Below are 17,903 nucleotides of genomic sequence, written 5' to 3' on the forward strand. Positions count from 1 at the left end.
CCCCGCCCCCCCCCCCCCCCCGCCCCCCCCCCCCGCCCCCCCGCCCCCCCCCCCCCGCGCCCCCCCCGCCCCCCCCCGCCCCCCCCCCCCCCCCCCCCCCCGACCATTTTGAGGAGAGCCGCATGGCCCGAATACTGGTTTCGTTGGGCGGCAATGCCCTGGGCACGGAGTTCGACGCGCTCGTCCACTCTGTCGGCGTTGTCGCCGGGCCCATCGTCAGCCTGCTGCAGCGAGGTCATGCGATCGTGATCTGTCACGGCAATGGCCCGCAGGTGGGCATGATCAAGACCTCACTCGACCATGGCAAGACAGGATTCAAGGATCCCGATCTGCCCTTGTCGGAGGCGGTGGCGATGAGTCAGGCCTACATCGGCTATCACCTGCAGAACGCAATTCAGAACCAACTGGCGGCCCACGGCATGCAGGGCTCGGTGGTGGACCTCATCTCCCGCTCGGTGGTCGATCCGGATGATCCTGGCTTCGGCAACCCGACCAAGCCGATCGGTGCCTTCTTCAGTCTGGCGGAGTCGAAGGAACTGGAGGCACTCGGCAAGACCATGGTCGAGGACTCCGGCCGTGGCTACCGCGAGGTCGTCGCCTCGCCCATGCCCCAGCGCATCCTGGAGGAGAAGGCGATCCTCGATCTCGTCGCCGGAGGCCACCTGGTGATCGCCGGTGGCGGTGGCGGTATTCCTGTCGTCGAACGGGAGGGCTGGTTCAAGGCCATCGACGCGGTCATCGACAAGGATCACACCTCTGTACTGATGGCCAAGGGTGCGCAATGCGATGTGCTGGTCATGCTGACCGGCGTCGAACAGGTGTCGGTCAACTTCAACAAGCCCGACCAGCGTGAACTCGACCAGATGTCGCTGGTCGACTGCACGCGATACATCGGCGAGGGCCAGTTCCCCGCAGGTTCGATGCTGCCGAAGATTCAGGCCGCGATGAACTTCGTCGGCTCCGGGCCGAATCGGCGCGCCCTGATCACTTCTCTCGACAAGCTGGTCGAGGGCCTCTCAGGCGAGACCGGCACCTGGATCACTGCCTGACGCAGACGGCCGGACAGCCAGGTCCACCGTCCGCTCCGGGTGACTGCTCTGCTCATGAGCAGGGACCGCTGCACCAGCTCCGGCCCGTCGCTCGTTCACTGGCGAACGAATGGGGCCGGAGGGAGGACGCTTCAACCCGTAATCCGGCGAGACAATATCCATATTTGACTAAACAATGTCAAGGGTATGGATTATTCTGCCAATACTTTATAGACTTTGCTGCATGACAGCTCCGCGCCTTCTTCTCAACACCCGTGTCGACCGCACTGCGGTGCCTGGTATCAATTCGGCCTCCCGCCACTTCCATCAGTCAATGCCCGGGTTCGAGGAGACGCCGCTGCGCCCAGCTTCCCGTTGTGCGACGGCGCTCGGCGTGCGATCGGTGTGGGTGAAGGACGAGTCGACCCGCATGGGCATGCCGGCCTTCAAGATTCTCGGCGCGTCGTGGGCGACTTTCCGCGCACTGCTGGATCATTTCGGCGTTCAGCCCACTGACACGCCCACCCTGGATGACCTGCGGCAGGTCGTGGCCGGCAAGGACGTGACCCTGGTCGCCGCCACCGACGGCAATCACGGCCGTGCCGTGGCACGGATGGCGAAGATCCTGTCGATTCCCGCCATCATCCTGGTGCCCGCCATCACCGTCGCCAGCCGTATCGAGGCCATCGAGGGGGAGGGCGCCGAGGTACGCGTCGTCGACGGCGGATACGACGAGGCGATCGCGGCATCGGCTGCTCTGGCCGATGACACCCACGTGGTGGTCTCCGACACTTCGTGGCCCGGTTACGAGAAGACCCCGCGCTGGGTCATCGAGGGGTACTCGACGCTGCTGGGCGAGGTGCTCGGTGAAATTGAGGAGGGCAAGATGCCCGAACCCACCGTGGTGGCTGCGCAGATGGGCGTGGGTGCGTTCAGCAGTGCCGTGGCGCGCGGCTTCGCCAACCGTTCCGCTCGCCTGCTGGTGGGGGTCGAGCCGGTGAATGGCGACTGCGTGTTGCAGTCCGTCGAGGCCGGGAAGCCGATCACCATCACCGAAACGCAGGATTCCGCGATGGCAGGTCTCAACTGCGGCACTCCTGCGCTCATCGCCTTCGACGACAACCGGAACGGCTTCAATGCCCTGGTGAGCGTGGACGACGCGGGCAACGAGGTGGCCATGAAGCTGCTCCATGCCGACGGTGTCGAGGCGGGCGAGAGCGGATCGGCAGGGCTGGCCGGGTTGCTCGCGCACCGGGAGGCCCTTGGTCTTGGCGAGGACGACGATGTGCTGATCTTCTGCACCGAGGGCCCGACCGATCCGGTCAATTTCGAGCGTGTGGTGGGTTGCAAGCCCCTGCCTTCCCACATCAGCACAGCGATGTGAGGCACAGCAGGAAGTGAGATCCACCCGGCCGGGCAACGATCCGGGCCGCTGCCCAGCCGGGTGGTTGTCCAGTTTTCCCTTGTGGGCGACGCGCTATTTCTTGTAGGGCGTGCCCTTCATCGGGAAACTGGTGCGCCAGGGGTCGCCGCGGTAGTGGTAGGCGGCATTGCAGGCGGCAGCCGTCGGGATGAGGCAGATCTCGCCCATGCCCTTGGCGCCATAGGCATATTCCAGAGTTCCGGGGCCGGTGACGAAGGTGACATCGATCGGCGGCACCTGGTCGGCGCGCAGCAGGCCGATCTTGCTGAAACGCGTCTTGGGGTAGCCGCCCTCGACGACGAAGTCCTCGGTCAGGCCGTAGCCCAGGCCCATCACCACGCCGCCCTCGATCTGGCCGGTGGCGGCCTGCTGGTTGACGACGGTGCCGACGTCGTAGATCGCCCAGACATGATCCACCTTGCCGGCCTCGTTCAGCGTGACGTATTGAAGGCCGTAGCCATAGCCGACATGGCTGTAGGGATGCTTCTTGGTGGTGGACACCGGGTCGGTCTCCGGGCTGAACTCGGCGAAGAATTCCCTGCCCTCCAGCGCCTGCAGATCGCCACCGGCTTCCTGCAGCGCATCATTCAGCTTGACGGCAGCCTGCCGGGTGGCCTCGCCGGTGAACAGCGTCTGGCGGGATCCTGTGCTGGTTCCTGAATCGGGCGTGCGCGCTGTGTCGGGCAGCTCGTAGACCACCTGGCTGGGCCGAAGATCGACGGTCTGCATCAGCATGTGCTCGACGACCTGCGCGACGCCCTGGCCCATGCACGATGCCGAGGTGCGGATGTGCACCCGGCCGTCCTCGACCGAGAGCGTGCAGCGGCCGGTGTCGGTCAAGCCGACGCCGACTCCGGTGTTCTTGAACGCCACTGCCAGCCCGCCGCCGGGGTGGGCGTCGTAGATCGGTTTGATGGCGTCCAGGCACTCGACCATGCCGGTCGACTCGTCGGCGATCTGGCCGTTCGGCAGGCAGTCGCCGGGGCGCACCACGTTCTTGTACTTGAACTCCCAGGCGTCCATGCCGATCTCCTCGGCCAGTATGTTGGTGCAGGTCTCCAAGCAGGTCTGGCTCTGCAGGGCACCGAAGCCGCGGAAGGCGCCGGTGACGCAGTTGTTCGTGTAGAGCGCCAGCCCCAGCACTTCGAAGTTGTCGGTGATGTAGGGCCCGCCGGCATGAGTGCAGGAACGCTGCAGGACAGGCCCTGACAAGGAGGCATAGGCGCCCGAGTCGGCCAGGATGACCACCTTGATGGCGGTGATCCTGGCGTTCTCGTCGCAGGCCACCGTGAATTCGATGTCCATCGGATGGCGCTTCACGTGGTAGTTGAGGCTCTCGGTGCGGTTGAACTTCACCTTCACCGGTTTCTGGAGTTTCCAGGCCATCAGCGCCGCATGGTGCTGGACGGACATATCCTCCTTGCCCCCGAATCCGCCACCGACCAGGGTGGCCATCGAGCGGACCTTCTCGGGGGGCAGCTTGAGCATCCGGCTGACCTCGCGCTGCTCGTCGAACACCGACTGGGAGCTGGTGTACATCTGCAGGCCACCATCGGCGGTCGGCTCGGCGACGGCGCACTCCGGCTCCATGAAGCCGTGCTCCTGGTAGGGCGTGTGGAATTTCTTGGTGACGCTGTGCGCGGCCTCCCGGATGGCCTGGTCGGCATTGCCGCGGTTGACATGCTCGATGTCGTAGACATTCCCGTTCTCGTGGATCAGCGGGGCATCGGGCAGCAGTGCCTGCTGCGGGGAGGTGACCGGTTCCAGTTCCTCGTAGTCCAGGTCGATCAGGTCGAGGATCTCGTCCAGCTTGTCCTGGTCGTCACTGGCCACCAGCGCGATCGCGTCGCCCACGTAGCGAGTCTCGTGGCCCACCGGGATGAGCACATCCCAGTCGGGGGTGATGTGGCCGTGGATGTTGTTCGGCACGTCCTCGGCGAGCAGGATCTCCAGGCAGTTCGGGTGTGCCCTGGCCCTGGTCAGGTCGATTCCCCGCACCAGGCCGCGAGGGCTGGGGGAGCGCAGCGCCTTCGCGTAGACCATGCCGGGAAGGGAGACATCGTCGGCGAACTTGCCGGTGCCCAGCACCTTCTCGTCCGAGTCGGGCCGGATGGAGTCGTCGCCCACCGTCCAGCGCTCATCAGAGCGTTCCGGGATCGGCAGTGAGTCGTCAGCGGCGAGGGGGGCGGCTGTCGCGATGGCCTTCTCGACCATCTGGTAACCGGTGCAGCGGCAGATGTTGAACTGGATCGCCTTGATGATCTCCTGCTGGGTGGGAGCAGGGTTCTTGTCGAGCAGTGCCTTGGTCGCCATCACCAGGCCCGGTGTGCAGAAGCCGCACTGCACGGCACCGGCCTGGCCGAAGGCGTAGCAGTAGATGGCCTTCTCCCGATCAGTCAGGCCCTCGGTGGTGACGATCTTCTTGCCGGCGAAGGCCTTGGCCGGTCTCGAGCAGGTCTTGGTGGCCTTGCCGTCGATGATGACGGTGCAGGCGCCGCAACTGCCGGTGTCGCAGCCCTGCTTCACCGAGAGAGCGCCGATCCGGGTGCGCAGCGCATGCAGCAGTGGTCTGCTGCCATCCACGTCGTAGTCGCGACCATTGACGTTCACTGTGACGGTCTGGCTCTCAGCAGCCGCCTGTTGCTGCCCATCAATCCCGGTTGTCATGGTTTCCTCACCTCGTGGTGCTGAACTGATCGTTGAGTCGGGTGCCGACGGTGCGCGCGGTCACCGCACGTCCAGCTCGGGACGGCCACAGGGCACGAATGTGCCCGCAGGCAGATCGTCGACGGGTTCGCCGTCGGCCACCACCTGCCGTCCTCGCAGGAAGACCTCGCGCACCTTGCCCTGCACAGGCATCCCCTCAAAGGGCGTGTAGTCGCAGCCGTCATGCAGCGCCTCGTGGTGGACCATCCATGTCGTCCTGGGGTCGAGGACTACGACGTCGGCGTCGCTGCCCGGCTGCAGAATCCCCTTGCGCGGGTACAGGCCGAAGTAGCGTGCGGCATTGGTGCTGGTGACGGCCACGAAGCGCTCCGGTGTGAGCCGCTGCTTGGCGACTCCTTCGCTGAACATGAGCGGCAGGCGCAGCTCAAGGCCAGGTGCGCCGTTGGGCACCTGTGTGAAGTCGGTGGAGGTGGCCTTCTGCTCGTCGATGGTGAAGGAGCAGTGATCGGTACCGATGAACTGGATCCCACCATCGGCCAGTCCTTGCCACAGCGGTTCCTGGTTGGAACGGTCGCGCAGAGGGGGGCTCATGACCACCTTGCGCGCCGTGCGCTCATCGGCCGGCAATGCGACGCCGTTTGCGGGCTCGGGACCATACGCGGTGTCGTCCAGCATCAGGTACTGGGGGCAGGTCTCAGCAGCGTATCGCACGCCCCGCTCACGGGCGGCCTCGATCTCGGCCAGCCCGCCGGCCGTGCTCAGGTGCACCGCGTAGACGGGTGCACCGGCGGTTTCGGCGATGACGCCGAGCCGGTTGACGGCTTCCCGCTCGAACTCCGCCGGCCTTGTCCGTTGGTGGAAGTAGGAAGCGGTGTGCCCAGCCGCGAGTTCTTCGCTGACCCTGGCGTCGATCAGGTAGCCGTTCTCGCAGTGGAAGCCGACCGTGCAGCCCAGCGCGGTGGTGCGCTTCAGTGCCGTGTAGATCTGGTCGTCGTCGACCATCATGGTGTCGCGGTAGGCCATGTACATCTTGAACGAGCTGACGCCCTGGGCCACCACTTCGGCGAGCTGATCGGCGAACTCCGGCTGCCACTCGGTGAAGGCCATGTGAAAGGCGTAGTCACCGACGGCATGACCATCGGCCTTGGCATGCCAGTGGGCCAGGCCCTGGAGTGGTGTTTCGCCGTGGAACTGGGTGGCGAAGTCGATCGTGGTGGTGGTGCCACCGGTCAGCATGGAGCGTGTGCCGCTGAAGAAGTCATCCGCCGTCACCGTGCCCATGGATTCCAGCTGCAGATGGGTGTGCGAGTCGATGCCGCCGGGCAGCAGCAGGCAACCGGTGCAGTCCACCACCTGCTCACCGGGGGCGGCCTCCAGATCGCCCACCTCCAGGACGTGCTCGCCGTCGGTGCGGAGGACGGCCTGCTGCGAACCGGTCGCATTCACGATGGTGCCGCCGATGAACAGTGTCATGTCAGCTCCCCCCTCACATGTTCGGCCAGATGGCCGTGGAGGCGCGTTCGGCGGAGTGGGCGTCGATCGCGGCCTCGTCGATGGTGGTGAGCTCGCGATCGCGCATCACCCACTGCCCATTGATCATGGTGTCGTTCACCATCGCGCCGTTCATGCCGAACAGCAGGTGACCAAAGATCGTCTCGGCGTTGAGCGGCGTGTAGGGGTGGTAATTCAGCGTGATCAGGTCGGAGTGATAGCCGGGCTTGATCCGGCCCAGACCCTTGGCGAAGAAGTTCGCGCAGATCAGCGGGTTGTTCTCGAACAGCATCTGGATGCTCTGCCCGAAGCCCACGGTGGGGTCGGCCGTGGTGTGGCTGGCAAGTACCTTCGCCACCTGCATGCTGGTGAGCATGTCGGCGGTGTAGGCGTCGGTGCCGAGACCGATCCGGATTCCACGATGCAGCCAGTCGGCCACGGGCGCAGCCCCCACCGCATTGCCCATGTTCGACTGCGGGTTGTGCACCACATTGGTGTCGGAGACCATCAGCTGCTCGGCTTCGTGCAGGTCGGCATGAATGCAGTGCACAGCGATGGACTGCGGCCCCAGCATGCCGAGCTCGGCGAACCGGTCCACGATCGGCTTGCCGTAGCGTGTCTGCGAGTCGATCTCGTCGATGCCCCCCTCGGCGACGTGCACGTGGAAACCACCGTTGACATTTTCGGCGGCTGTCGCGCAGCGTTCCAGGGAATCCTGCGAGAGCGTGAACGAGGCGTGCAGTCCGAACAGGCCGTGCACCATGTCCTGGTCGCCCGTATTGGCCTTGGCCATGAATGCCACGTTCTCGGCGATCTGCTCGGCGAAGATGTCGGCGCCGTCGCGGTCGCTGGCCTCGTAGCACAGTGACGCGCGGATGCCGATGGTCCTGGCGGCCTGCGCGATCGTGTCCAGCGACCCTGCCACGGCATTGGGACTCGAGTGGTGGTCGATCACCGTGGTGACGCCGTTGCGGATCGACTCCTTGAAGGTCGTGTAGGCGTTGAGCTCCACGTCCTCCAGGGTCAGCAGCCGGTCGAGGCGCCACCACAGATTCTCCAGCAGTTCCATGAAGTTGCGCTGCGGGGCAGCCGGGGCGCAGCCCCTGGCGTAGGCGGAGTAGGCGTGCGTGTGGGCATTGATGAGGCCGGGCATGATGACCCTGCCCTCGACATCGAAGAACTTCTCGTCGGGGTGCGCCGCCTTCAGCCCAGAGGTGTCGCCGACCGCTTTGATCTCATCCCCCTCGACCAGTACAGCGCCGTTCTCGAAGAACAGATTCTGGGGGTCGTTGGTGAACAGTCGTCCGTTTCCGATGATCATGTCGTCCTCCTTCACGCGTGGGCCGGTGCCAGCAGGTGGGGGTGGTGGAGCTCGATCTCGGCGAGCAGCCGGGCCATGTCGGGGGGCAGTGTGCTGTGATCCCCACCGTCATCCTCAAAGACGTGCCCGTCGAGTGTGCGCACGAGGTACTTGTGCGGCGCGATTTCCAGCCAGCCGGCATTGCTCGACAGCGTGAAGTCCTCCTCGGTCCAGAAGATCGTCGGCTTGTCGAGATAGGGCCGCCCGGCATGAGGACAGAAGGTGCCGCAGTCACCGCACTCATTGCACAGCCCGTCGATGTGGACGATCTGGCGCGGATCGGCGAAGCCGGGCACCGTGATGGCGACATTGGCACGGTTGGGGCACACCTCGGTGCAGACCTCGCAGATGTCCTGGCAGGCCAGGCAACGGCTGCCCTCGGCGGCGCCGTTGAGGCGGTCGACGAGCAGCCCGCGCTTCGCGTAGATCGGCGCAGGGGCCTGGTGCACGGTGGGGTGCGGGCCGTCGTAGTCGGCGGCGATGCCTTGCGAGCCCAGGATTGCCCGGGCGGTCACCTTCGCGTCGGCGATCGCCTGGACGATGGTGGCCGGGCCCACACGACCGTCGCCGATCACGTACACACCGGGCTTGTTCGACTGGAAGTCGGCGTCGAGCACCAGCCGGCCGCGCTCGTCCATCTCCAGGCCATTGGCCTTGTAGGGGCCGGTTTCGATGGTGGCGCCCGTGGCACCGATCACGGTGTCGAAGGCCATCTCGACGAATTCACCGGTGCCGGTCACCGAACGTCGGCCGCTGGCATCGGGAGCGCCGAGCCTGTTCCTCTCGCAACGGAGGGTGACGCCGTCGTAGCTGACCGGTGCCAGCATCTGATGAATGGTCAGCCCGGCTTCGCGCACGATGTCGACCTCATGCTGGGTGGCGGGCATGTTCGCCTCATTGCGGCGGTAGACCACCGCCGCATCCTCGACGCCTGGCAGCCCGGCAGCGGCGCGCACGCAGTCCATCGCGACGTCGCCCGCCCCGATCACGGCCACTCTCCTGCCCAGCTGCGGTGCCTGCTCGTTGTTGAAGGCCCACAGGAAGTCGAAGGCATCGAGAATCTTGTCCTGACCCTCGCTGACCGGCTTGCGTGCCTGCCCCCACGCCCCGGTGGCCACGATCACCGCGGAGTGCTTCTCGCGCAGCGCATCGACGTCATAGCCGGGGTCGGTATGGAAGTGGAAGACGACGCCGAGTCTCACTGCCAGCTGGTAGTCCCGCTGGATCTGCTCCCGGCTGATCCGGAATTTCGGAATGATGTACTGCACGACGCCATAGGGGTCGTCGCGCTTCTCGTAGACCTCGACGCCCATGCCGTTGCGGCGCAGGAATATCGCGGCGGCAATGCCGGCCGGGCCGGCCCCGACGATGCCCACGGTGGCCCCGGTGCAAAGCGCTGGCACCCGTTGACGATCCAGGTAGGCGTCCTGGGCATTGTCACTGGCAACCAGCTTGACACCCCGGATGTCGATGGACGAGTCGTAGTCGAGCCGGGTGCAGTGCGTGCGGCAGGGCTGGGCGCACAGCACGCCGAGGATGGTCGGCGCGGTGTTGTCGAGGGCGATCGCGTCGAAGGCCTCGTCGAATCTGCCGTCGGCAGTCAGCGCCAGATACTCGGGGATCTGCTGGTGGATCGGGCAGCCGCCGTCCTCGCACGGCGCCTTGAAACAGTCGGTGAACGGCAGGGCAGAGGCCGTCTTGCGGCTGCCGATCTTCTCGCGGAAGCGCTTGTGGGAGCGCGGATCGGCGAAGATGTCGTCCACTGTCCGGGTGAGCAGCGCGACATCGATGCCGTGGAAGTCGCTCATCGACTGCTGGGCGAGGCTGGCAAGCTGGTTGAAACGATTGGCGCCGCCGGGCTTGAGCAGTGTGGTGGCCACAGTCACAGGCTGGATGCCGGTGGCGAGCACCTGCGTGATGCTGAAGGCGTCGATGCCGCCGGAGTAGCTGATCGGCAACCGCCCGTCGAAGGCCTTGCTGAGCTTGGCGGCCAGCGCCATCGACAGGGGCAGCAGGCTGCGCCCGGACATGTACATCTCGTCGGCCGGCAGATTGTCGCCGGTGACGTCGACGGGCATCGTGTTGGTGAGCTTGACGCCGAAGTTCAGGCCGAGCTGCTCGGCGGTGGCCTGCAGGCGCTGGAACATGGCCACGGCGTCGTCGTACTGCAGGTCTTCGTTGAAGTGATGGTCGTCGAAGACGATGTAGTCGTAGCCGAGCTGATCGAGTGCCTGGCGGGTGAAGTCATGGCCGAGCATCGTCGGATTGCACTTCACGAAGGTGTTGAGGTGCTTCTCGGTGAGCAGGTGGTCGGCGATGCGCTCAATCTCGGATGCCGGGCAACCATGCAGCGTCGACAAGGTGACGGAATTGCTCAGTCTCGGGTCGATGGCGTCCAGATCGCTGCGCTGGAAGTTCTCGAACTGGGGAAGGTGCTCCTCGACCCAGGCCTTGCAGGCCTGGTACACCGGCGTGCCGGATGCATCCTTGGAGCCCTCGATGTAGTCGTCGATCTTGGGCAGCTTGATGCCCTCGAGGTCGTAGCCGACCGACATGTTGAAGGCGACATCGGCGACGCTGCCCAGGCCGAGTTCGATGCCGAACACGGCGATGGCGAAGTAGGCCTTGATGTACTCGTCGAAGGCCTCCTGCACGGTCAGCTCGGTGCTCCACTCGCAGTTGTAGCACTCGTCCAGGGCATCGATGCAGGGCTTGGCGACGGCGGTGCGGATCTGCTCGCCGTCCATCTTCTGCACGGTCTTCAGCTCCATGAAGCGACCGCCCGCCAGGTAGGCGACCAGCAGATTCTGGGCCATTTGGGTCTGCGGGCCTGCAGCTGGACCGACTGGTGCGGCCAGTGTGTCGCCGAAGCTGTCCTGGATGGTTCGCGGCGTGCCGGGCCGCCAGAAGTGCTGCCTCTTGATGCCGAAGATCGACCCCTCCTGGGCCAGTTCGGCCATCGCCCAGCTCATCAGGGAGCCGAAAGACATTGGTCGCATCAAGTCGCCCATGGGGGTCCTTATCTGTACGAAGGTTCTGGACGCCAGCCGCATCACTGCCGGCGGTGGCACGTCGCGGCCACTGTTCCGCGTGACGGATCGCTTCCCTGCGGTCAGTGCCCACTCAAAATATCAGCCGCATTTCTCGGCCGATACTGTTGCTGACTTCATTCATACTTTGGGCATTCTATCAGGTTCTTTGCTGAGATTATGGCGTGACTCATCATGAGATCTGGTGGCTGGAGAACGTGGTCCCCAGTCCCCTGGGGCGGCGGCGACTACGCCTGATGCTGGTGGTCCTGTCCTGCGAGCTGCTCGAGTACATGTGAGACGAGCGGGCCCAGCACAGCCACCGCATCTCGCACGCCGCCGGGCGATCCTGGTGCGTTCACGACCAGCACGGCCGAATCTCCGGTTCCGATCACGCCAGCCATGCCCCGGCTGAGCACGGCGGCCGGCACATGCGCCGATCCTCGCCGCCGGATGGCCTCGGCCAGGCCGTCAATGCGCATCGTCAGCAGTGGCTCGGTGGCTTCAGGAGTCTGGTCACGGGGCGACAGACCGGTACCGCCGGTGGTGAACACGATCTGGACGCCATCGCGTGCGGCGGCACCGATGGCCTCGCGCACCGATTCGGCACCATCAGGCACGACCACGACATCCGAGGTCACACCGAACTCGGTCAGCAAATCCGCTGCCAGAGGGCCCGAGACGTCCTCGGCCTCTTTCCGGGAGCACCGGTCGGACACGGTGATGACTCTTGCGCGGAACGGGGCGGCGCCGGCTTGATTCTCTCCTGCATGTGGTGTTGCAGAGCCCATGGCGAACAAGGCTAACCACCCGGCATGCAGCACTCGCCCGATCCGGGTGGGGCCTGGCGTCATCCGGATCGACGGGGGTCGTGCCTCACGCCCCGGCAGGCAGTTCCAGGAGGTGCACGAGGTCCCCGGCTTCGACGGCATCGCGCTCCGCCCCGACCACCGCGAGCGCCTGGCCGGAGGCGAGCGATGCCACCAGGTGCGATGCGGAACCGCCAGCGGTGACGGGCCTGACGTGCGGCAGGCCATCGGTCTCCCGCACGAGTACGGGAATGTACTGACGACGATTCGCGGGGCAATGCCACGATGCGTCGGCGATGGCCTGTGGCAACGCGGAGCTGGTTTGGGCGGCCTCGTCGAGCGATTCCCGGTGACTGATCACGGCCAGCATGGGCCGCAGGAACACGATCGCGCTGACATAGGCGCTCACCGGGTTCCCTGGCAGACACAGCACCGCGACCCGGTGGCCGTCGGGAGCCGTCAGGACTCCGAAACCCTGCGGCATGCCGGGTTGCATCGCCACCTTGCCAAATGTGATGCCACCGGATCCGGTGCCGGGATCCCCGGCCAGCGAAGCCTTCACCACGTCGAAGGCCCCGGCGCTGATGCCGCCCACGGTCACCACTGCGTCCACTCCGTCCAGGGCCGCCGTGAGGCTGGCCCGGAAGGCAGCCCGGTTGTCGCCGACGCGTCCCAGATCGAGCGGTCTGGCACCGAGAGCGCGTACCAGACCGCAGAGCATCGGCCCATTGGAATCTGGGATCTGACCGGCAGCCAGCGGGGAGCCCGGTGCGACGACCTCCTCGCCGGTGACCAGCACGCCGACGCGGGGCGCCGGGTACACGGGCAACGAGCCATGTCCCACCGAGGCAGCCGCTGCGAGGTCGCGTGGGCCGAGCAGCCGCCCGGCGGGCAGCACGAGGGTTTCGATCGTGACGTCGCTGCCTGCCCGGCGGATGAAGGTGCCCGGTGCACTGGGCTGGAACACCTGCACTGTGTGCGGGGCGGTGGGATTCCAGCCAGGCTGCTGGTCGGTGTGCTCCACCTGGACGACCGCATCGGCGCCCACGGGGATCGGGGCGCCCGTCATGATCCGCACCGCATGACCGGGCCGGACGGCGGGCATGGCATCGGTACCGGCTGGCAGGTCAGCCTGGACACTCAGCGTCACCGGATGCCGGGTGGTGGCGGTCTCCACATCGGCCGACTGCACGGCATAGCCATCCATGCTGGAGTTGTCGAACGGCGGCACCGGCACCAGGGCGGTGACGTCTTCGGCGAGCACGCAGCCTTGGGCCGCCTGCAACGGCACACTGGTGGCGCTCAGCTGCGGGGCTGTCCCCAGGATGTGCTGCAGATGCTGTTCGACACTGATCATTGGACTCTCTTCCGGCGGTGTCATCGTCTTGATTCGGGCTGCCGTGCCGTGGGTTTCTGCTCGACCGGCTTCGGGTGCCTCCGGTGGCTCGCCAGACCTTTGGCGCACCAACTGGCCTGGTCAACTCGACTGGGTCGGGCGCACGGTGACGGTCGATGTTTCGCCATGGATGGGTGCATCAGTGGTGGACAGCGACGCGCCGGTGGCCAGATGGCGGCTGGCGACGATCTCGGCGGCGATCGAGATCGCCGTCTCCTCCGGTGAGCGGCCACCCAGGTCAAGGCCGATGGGGGAGTGCAGCCGTGCCAGTTCTTCGTCGGTGAGGCCGGCCTCGCGCAGCAGCTCGAGCCGATGCTGATGCGTGCGGCGGCTGCCCAGGGCGCCGACATATCCCGCCGAGCTGCGCAGCGCCTTGACGAGCAGCGGAATGTCGAACTTGTCGTCGTGGGTGAGGTCGCAGACCACCGTGCGCTGGTCGACCCTGACGGTGTCGAAGAATTTGTGCGGCCATATCGCTACCACTTCGTCGGCAGCCGGAAAGCGTGCCGGGGTGGCGAACACCGGACGTGCGTCGCAGACGATCACGCGATAGCCGAGGAAATGGCCGATGCGGGCCACCGCCTCGCCGATGGCGACGGCACCGAACACCAGCATGAGTGCCGGCTCTGAGAAGGGTTGGATGAAGAGCTCGTGCCTCGCGCTGTCGGGTGTGACAACGTCCACGGGACCGGTGCGGCCGTCGTCCACCGTGGTTCTGGCGCTGCCGATTGCGATCGTGTCGAGATCGGCGCTGCCCAGCGTGCCGGTGACGGTACCGGCCGGCCCGACCAGCATCCTGCGCGTCGGCTGGGCCGCGGACACGGCAGTGACCAGGGCAAGCGGCCGATGCTCCGCGATCGCCGAGGCCAGGTCCGAGATGACCGAGATGAGTGGTTGATCGGCAGCCTGGACGAACAGTTCGATGTCGCCGCCGCAGCTGAGCCCGGCGGCGAAGGCGGACTCGTGGCTGACCCCGTAGTGGACGATCTGCGGCTGGCCACTCGCGAGGACCTGCTCACAGACCTCGTATACCGCGCCCTCGACGCACCCGCCCGAAACGCTGCCGAGCACCTGTCCGGCGGCGTTGACGGCCATCGATGCTCCGACCGGCCGGGGTGAACTGCTCCAGGTGCGGGTCACGGTTGCCAGCGCGAAGGAAGTTCCCGCTGCCGCCCAGGCGCTGACGTCGTCGATGATGTCGCGCACTCGATCACCCCCCGAGACTGGCCCGAAAACGACTCCCCATGCTACGTCGGGCCTGATAGGTGGCCAGAGGACCAGCGTCTTTGTCTGAACAATGTCGGCCCGATTTCCAGGGATCGATGGGATGTTTCGATTATGTAAAGCGTTTGTTAATCAGCTGAGACGAATTGCTGTGCTGCCTCTGAGCGGGTTTAACGTCATCTCGTTGTGTCCCTGGCCGGTTGGCGGTCGGGATTCGTTCGGACAGGTCGTTTGTGAGAGAGGTCCCAATGGCCGAAACGGTAATTAATTCGCGTGTTTCGGGTGACGATATTGACCCAGTCGACAGGGCTCGCCCGTTGTCGCGACTTTTCCCGCTGGGTTTGCAGCATGTGTTGGCGATGTATGCCGGCGCCGTTGCCGTTCCGCTCATCGTGGGTGGTGCACTTGGCTATTCGGCGACTGATCTGGCCTTTTTGATCAGTGCTGATCTGTTCGTGGCGGGAATTGCATCGATCATCCAGTCCGTGGGGTTCTGGAAGTTCGGCGTGCGGCTGCCTCTCATGCAAGGTGTGTCTTTCGCTGCGGTGGCGTCAATGATCGCCATCGGCAAGGAGCACGGGATCACCGCCATTTTCGGTGCGGTGATCGCGTGTGGCATCTTCATGATTTTGCTGGCGCCAGTGTTTTCGCAGTTGTTGCGTTTCTTTCCGCCGATCGTGACGGGCACTGTGATTTTGATCATCGGTCTGTCGCTGATGGATATTCCGGCAGGCTGGATCGTGAACAATTCAGAAAATGGTGCTCCGCCCATTAATATTGCCTATGGCGCTGGCACATTGTTGTTCATCATTCTCCTCGAACGATTCGCGCCACCGGCACTCCAGCGGGTGTCAGTGCTGATCGGTCTGATTGTCGGCACTCTTGCAGCAGTTCCGGTGCATGGCATGGTCAATTGGTCGAATGTTGGTGGCGCGTCGTGGTTCCGTGTTGTCACGCCTTTCCATTTCGGTCTCCCACATTTCGATATCGCCTCGATTTTGTCGCTGCTCATCGTGGGCCTGGTCATCATGACCGAGACCACCGGTGACATGGTTGCTGTGGGTGAGGTCGTCGGTCGTCCAGTTGGGCGTAAGCAGCTGGCGAATGGACTTCGTGCCGACGGTTTGGGTACTGTCCTGGGCGGCATGTTCAACACATTCCCGTACAGCGCATTCGCCCAGAATGTCGGCCTGGTGTCTCTCACTGGTGTGAAGTCGCGATATGTCGTGACCTGTGCAGGTGGAATCCTGGTGGTGTTGGGTCTCATTCCGAAGGTTTCCGCGGTTGTTGAAGGCGTGCCCAGTGCTGTGCTCGGTGGTGCGGGAATCGCGCTGTTCGGAATGGTTGCCGCGTCCGGTATCCGCACTCTCGCCCAGGTGAAGTTCAACAACAAGAACGTTCTCATCGTGGCCATTTCGGTCGGCGTTGCACTGCTGCCGGCCATGGAGCCCAACATCTATGCCCGGCTTCCCCAGTGGTTCGGCCTGATTTTCAACTCGGGCATTTCGGCTGGTGCCATCGTGGCAATTCTCTTGAATCTCTTGCTGAACTCGGATTCATTGCGCGAGTCTCATGAGGATGATTCGGAGCTGCCTGCCTATGACGCGGTGCGCGGTCCTGCTCCGGAAGCCGTCGTCTCGTCTGAAAATTCGGGTGCGAGGGGCTAGAACCTTCGGTGCTGGAGTGCTGCACCTGACTCTTCATTGTGAGTGGATGGTGCCCACCATGGACCTGGCTTTGCTGCCGCGAAATCGTGGCAGCAAAGCCAGGTCTTCTGTGTCCGGCAGAGACCCCAGAATGTCGTCCACGCCACACTGATTCGCCTTCCACAAGGAGCGTTGAGAGCTCTTGAGACCGAGTGCGGTACGGGCATCGCGCAGGGAACTGGAACCCGGAGATCACCGTTGCGGCAATGGGCGCAGTGTTCAGGACACGGCGACCTTCATGTCTCAAGGCCTGAGAGTTTCAGAGCCATGGACAGGGGCAGTCCCATGGCGTGGTGGGGGTCCGGATCTGTCGGCTCCGTGAGCGTTTTTCTGACCGGTGGTTCATATGGGCAGGTCAGGAAAATGGCACCAGTGAATCACCACCGTCACCAGTGCCATTTTCCATGGGACTCTCAGACGCACATGCGGCTGATCCGAGACGACAGGACATCAAGGGGGATGAGGCCCTTGTGGCAAGAAATACCGCTATGCAGGCAGAACCCCGGCGCCGAGATTGATCGGGCTGTCGATGATGTTCCCGACGATGCCACGAATGATGTTCGTGCCATCCTCGTGCCGCAGCCCCGCGTACCAGTTCTCTGTCACCTCGGGATCAAATGCATGGGTCTCGTTGTAGCGGCTACGAGCCCGGAGCACGAGATCCCCGGCGCGCGCGGTGCGGATTTTCTGGTACCGCAGCAGCGAATCCTCGACGCTCACAGTGGTGCTGGCGATCGTGATGGCCAGCGCGAAAGTGTCCTCAAGCGCTGAGCAGGCTCCCTGTCCGATATCGGGTGCCGTGTTGTGCCCGGCATCGCCGAGAACAGCGACGCGTCCCTTGACCCAGGTGTGGAATGGGTCGATGTCCCAAATTTCGACTCGGTTGAAGGACACGTCCGGGTCGATGGAATCCAGCAGTGCCCGGACACCGGGGGCGCCCCATTGGCCAAAGGCCTCCTCAAGCGGGGCGACACCCTCCGACTTGTCATAGGGCAGACCAGCCGGTTGTGGAACGTCGACAAAAAAGTAGAAGCGGTTTCCTGCCACCGGCATCACAGCGCAGCGCTTGCCCTCGGCGACATATGTGGTCCATTGATCGAGCGGCCCGATTTTCTCCGAGGCCGGAACCAATCCATTGAAGTTGGTGTATCCCGTGTAATGGCGTTCAATACGCGGTACATCACTTGGGGTTACATAGTCGCGAGTGATTGAACGGGCGCCGTCGGCACCGATTATCATGTCGGCGGTGTCGGTACGACCATCAGCCAGCGTCACTGTTACCTTTTCGCCGTCGTCGGAAATGTCGACGACCTTGCTGTTGAGATGGATCGCATCTGTGCCGAATTTTTCCATCAGCAGTGATTGGAGTTCGGCTCGAGCTATCGGATATGGACGTTGTCCCGTTTGTTCGGTGACCGGCGCGAGGCTGAATTGACACATCGTGTCACCGGTATGGCCGTCATAATAGGCCATCTGGTCCATGCGTCCGCCGAGCTTCGCAATCTCGTCGCCGAGGCCGAGCCAGTTGAGAATTTTAACGCCATTCGACCACAGGGAGAGTGCAGCGCCAACCGGCTTGTTTTCGTGCATCCGGTCATAAATGACGACCTCGTGGCCGAGACGTTTAAGGGCGATGCCCGCACTTGCACCACCAATTCCGGCACCGATGATGATGATCTTCACTCGCCCAACTCCATTCTCGTATCGCCAAAAGGCCTCGACGACCACATGACTTGGATGAATTGCATGATAGCCACACAAGCTCCGATG

General features: G+C 64.5%; 11 protein-coding genes. 3 read left to right on the top strand and 8 right to left on the bottom strand.

The features are described 5' to 3' along the window. Positions 1-122 precede the first annotated feature (122 nt). Both arcC and ABF648_RS07805 read left to right on the top strand, forming a co-directional pair. A complete protein-coding gene (arcC, locus tag ABF648_RS07800; protein WP_415631729.1) occupies positions 123-1,049 on the top strand; it encodes a carbamate kinase in 927 nt (308 codons plus the stop codon). 223 nt (positions 1,050-1,272) lie between these two features. After that, complete coding sequence (locus ABF648_RS07805; protein ID WP_415631730.1) at positions 1,273-2,412, top strand: diaminopropionate ammonia-lyase; 1,140 nt, start codon at positions 1,273-1,275, stop codon at positions 2,410-2,412. 93 nt (positions 2,413-2,505) lie between these two features. Here ABF648_RS07805 and xdh read toward each other — a convergent pair whose 3' ends face one another. The 7 genes from xdh to ABF648_RS07840 form a co-directional block, all read right to left on the bottom strand. Next, positions 2,506-5,118 (bottom strand): selenium-dependent xanthine dehydrogenase, encoded by a 2,613-nt coding sequence (gene xdh, locus ABF648_RS07810; RefSeq protein WP_415631731.1) that lies wholly within the window; start codon positions 5,116-5,118, stop codon positions 2,506-2,508. 60 nt (positions 5,119-5,178) lie between these two features. Further along, complete coding sequence (gene hydA, locus ABF648_RS07815; protein WP_415631732.1) at positions 5,179-6,591, bottom strand: dihydropyrimidinase; 1,413 nt, start codon at positions 6,589-6,591, stop codon at positions 5,179-5,181. 13 nt (positions 6,592-6,604) lie between these two features. Then, the gene (ssnA, locus tag ABF648_RS07820; protein WP_415631733.1) at positions 6,605-7,930 is read right to left on the bottom strand and encodes a putative aminohydrolase SsnA; all 1,326 of its coding nucleotides are present in this window, start codon (positions 7,928-7,930) and stop codon (positions 6,605-6,607) included. 11 nt (positions 7,931-7,941) lie between these two features. Then, on the bottom strand, positions 7,942-11,022 hold the full coding sequence (gene ygfK / locus ABF648_RS07825; RefSeq protein ID WP_415631751.1) for a putative selenate reductase subunit YgfK: 3,081 nt from the start codon (positions 11,020-11,022) through the stop codon (positions 7,942-7,944). A gap of 224 nt (positions 11,023-11,246) precedes the next feature. Beyond that, positions 11,247-11,789, bottom strand: a complete 543-nt coding sequence (locus tag ABF648_RS07830; protein ID WP_415631734.1) for a MogA/MoaB family molybdenum cofactor biosynthesis protein — start codon at positions 11,787-11,789, stop codon at positions 11,247-11,249. Between the two features lie 85 nt (positions 11,790-11,874). Then, a complete protein-coding gene (gene glp, locus ABF648_RS07835) occupies positions 11,875-13,164 on the bottom strand; it encodes a gephyrin-like molybdotransferase Glp (RefSeq protein WP_415631735.1) in 1,290 nt (429 codons plus the stop codon). A 120-nt stretch (positions 13,165-13,284) separates the two neighbouring features. Further along, positions 13,285-14,409 carry an XdhC family protein gene (locus tag ABF648_RS07840; protein ID WP_415631736.1) on the bottom strand — a complete coding sequence of 375 codons (1,125 nt, stop codon included), beginning with the start codon at positions 14,407-14,409 and terminating at the stop codon, positions 13,285-13,287. 266 nt (positions 14,410-14,675) lie between these two features. Here ABF648_RS07840 and ABF648_RS07845 point away from each other — a divergent pair, with 266 nt between their 5' ends. Next, positions 14,676-16,094 (top strand): nucleobase:cation symporter-2 family protein, encoded by a 1,419-nt coding sequence (locus tag ABF648_RS07845; protein ID WP_415631737.1) that lies wholly within the window; start codon positions 14,676-14,678, stop codon positions 16,092-16,094. Between the two features lie 525 nt (positions 16,095-16,619). Here ABF648_RS07845 and hpxO read toward each other — a convergent pair. Continuing rightward, the gene (gene hpxO / locus ABF648_RS07850; protein ID WP_415631738.1) at positions 16,620-17,816 is read right to left on the bottom strand and encodes an FAD-dependent urate hydroxylase HpxO; all 1,197 of its coding nucleotides are present in this window, start codon (positions 17,814-17,816) and stop codon (positions 16,620-16,622) included. Positions 17,817-17,903 lie beyond the last annotated feature (87 nt).

This window comes from Propionibacterium sp. (assembly GCF_047719395.1).
In the GTDB taxonomy this organism is placed as follows: domain Bacteria; phylum Actinomycetota; class Actinomycetes; order Propionibacteriales; family Propionibacteriaceae; genus Propionibacterium.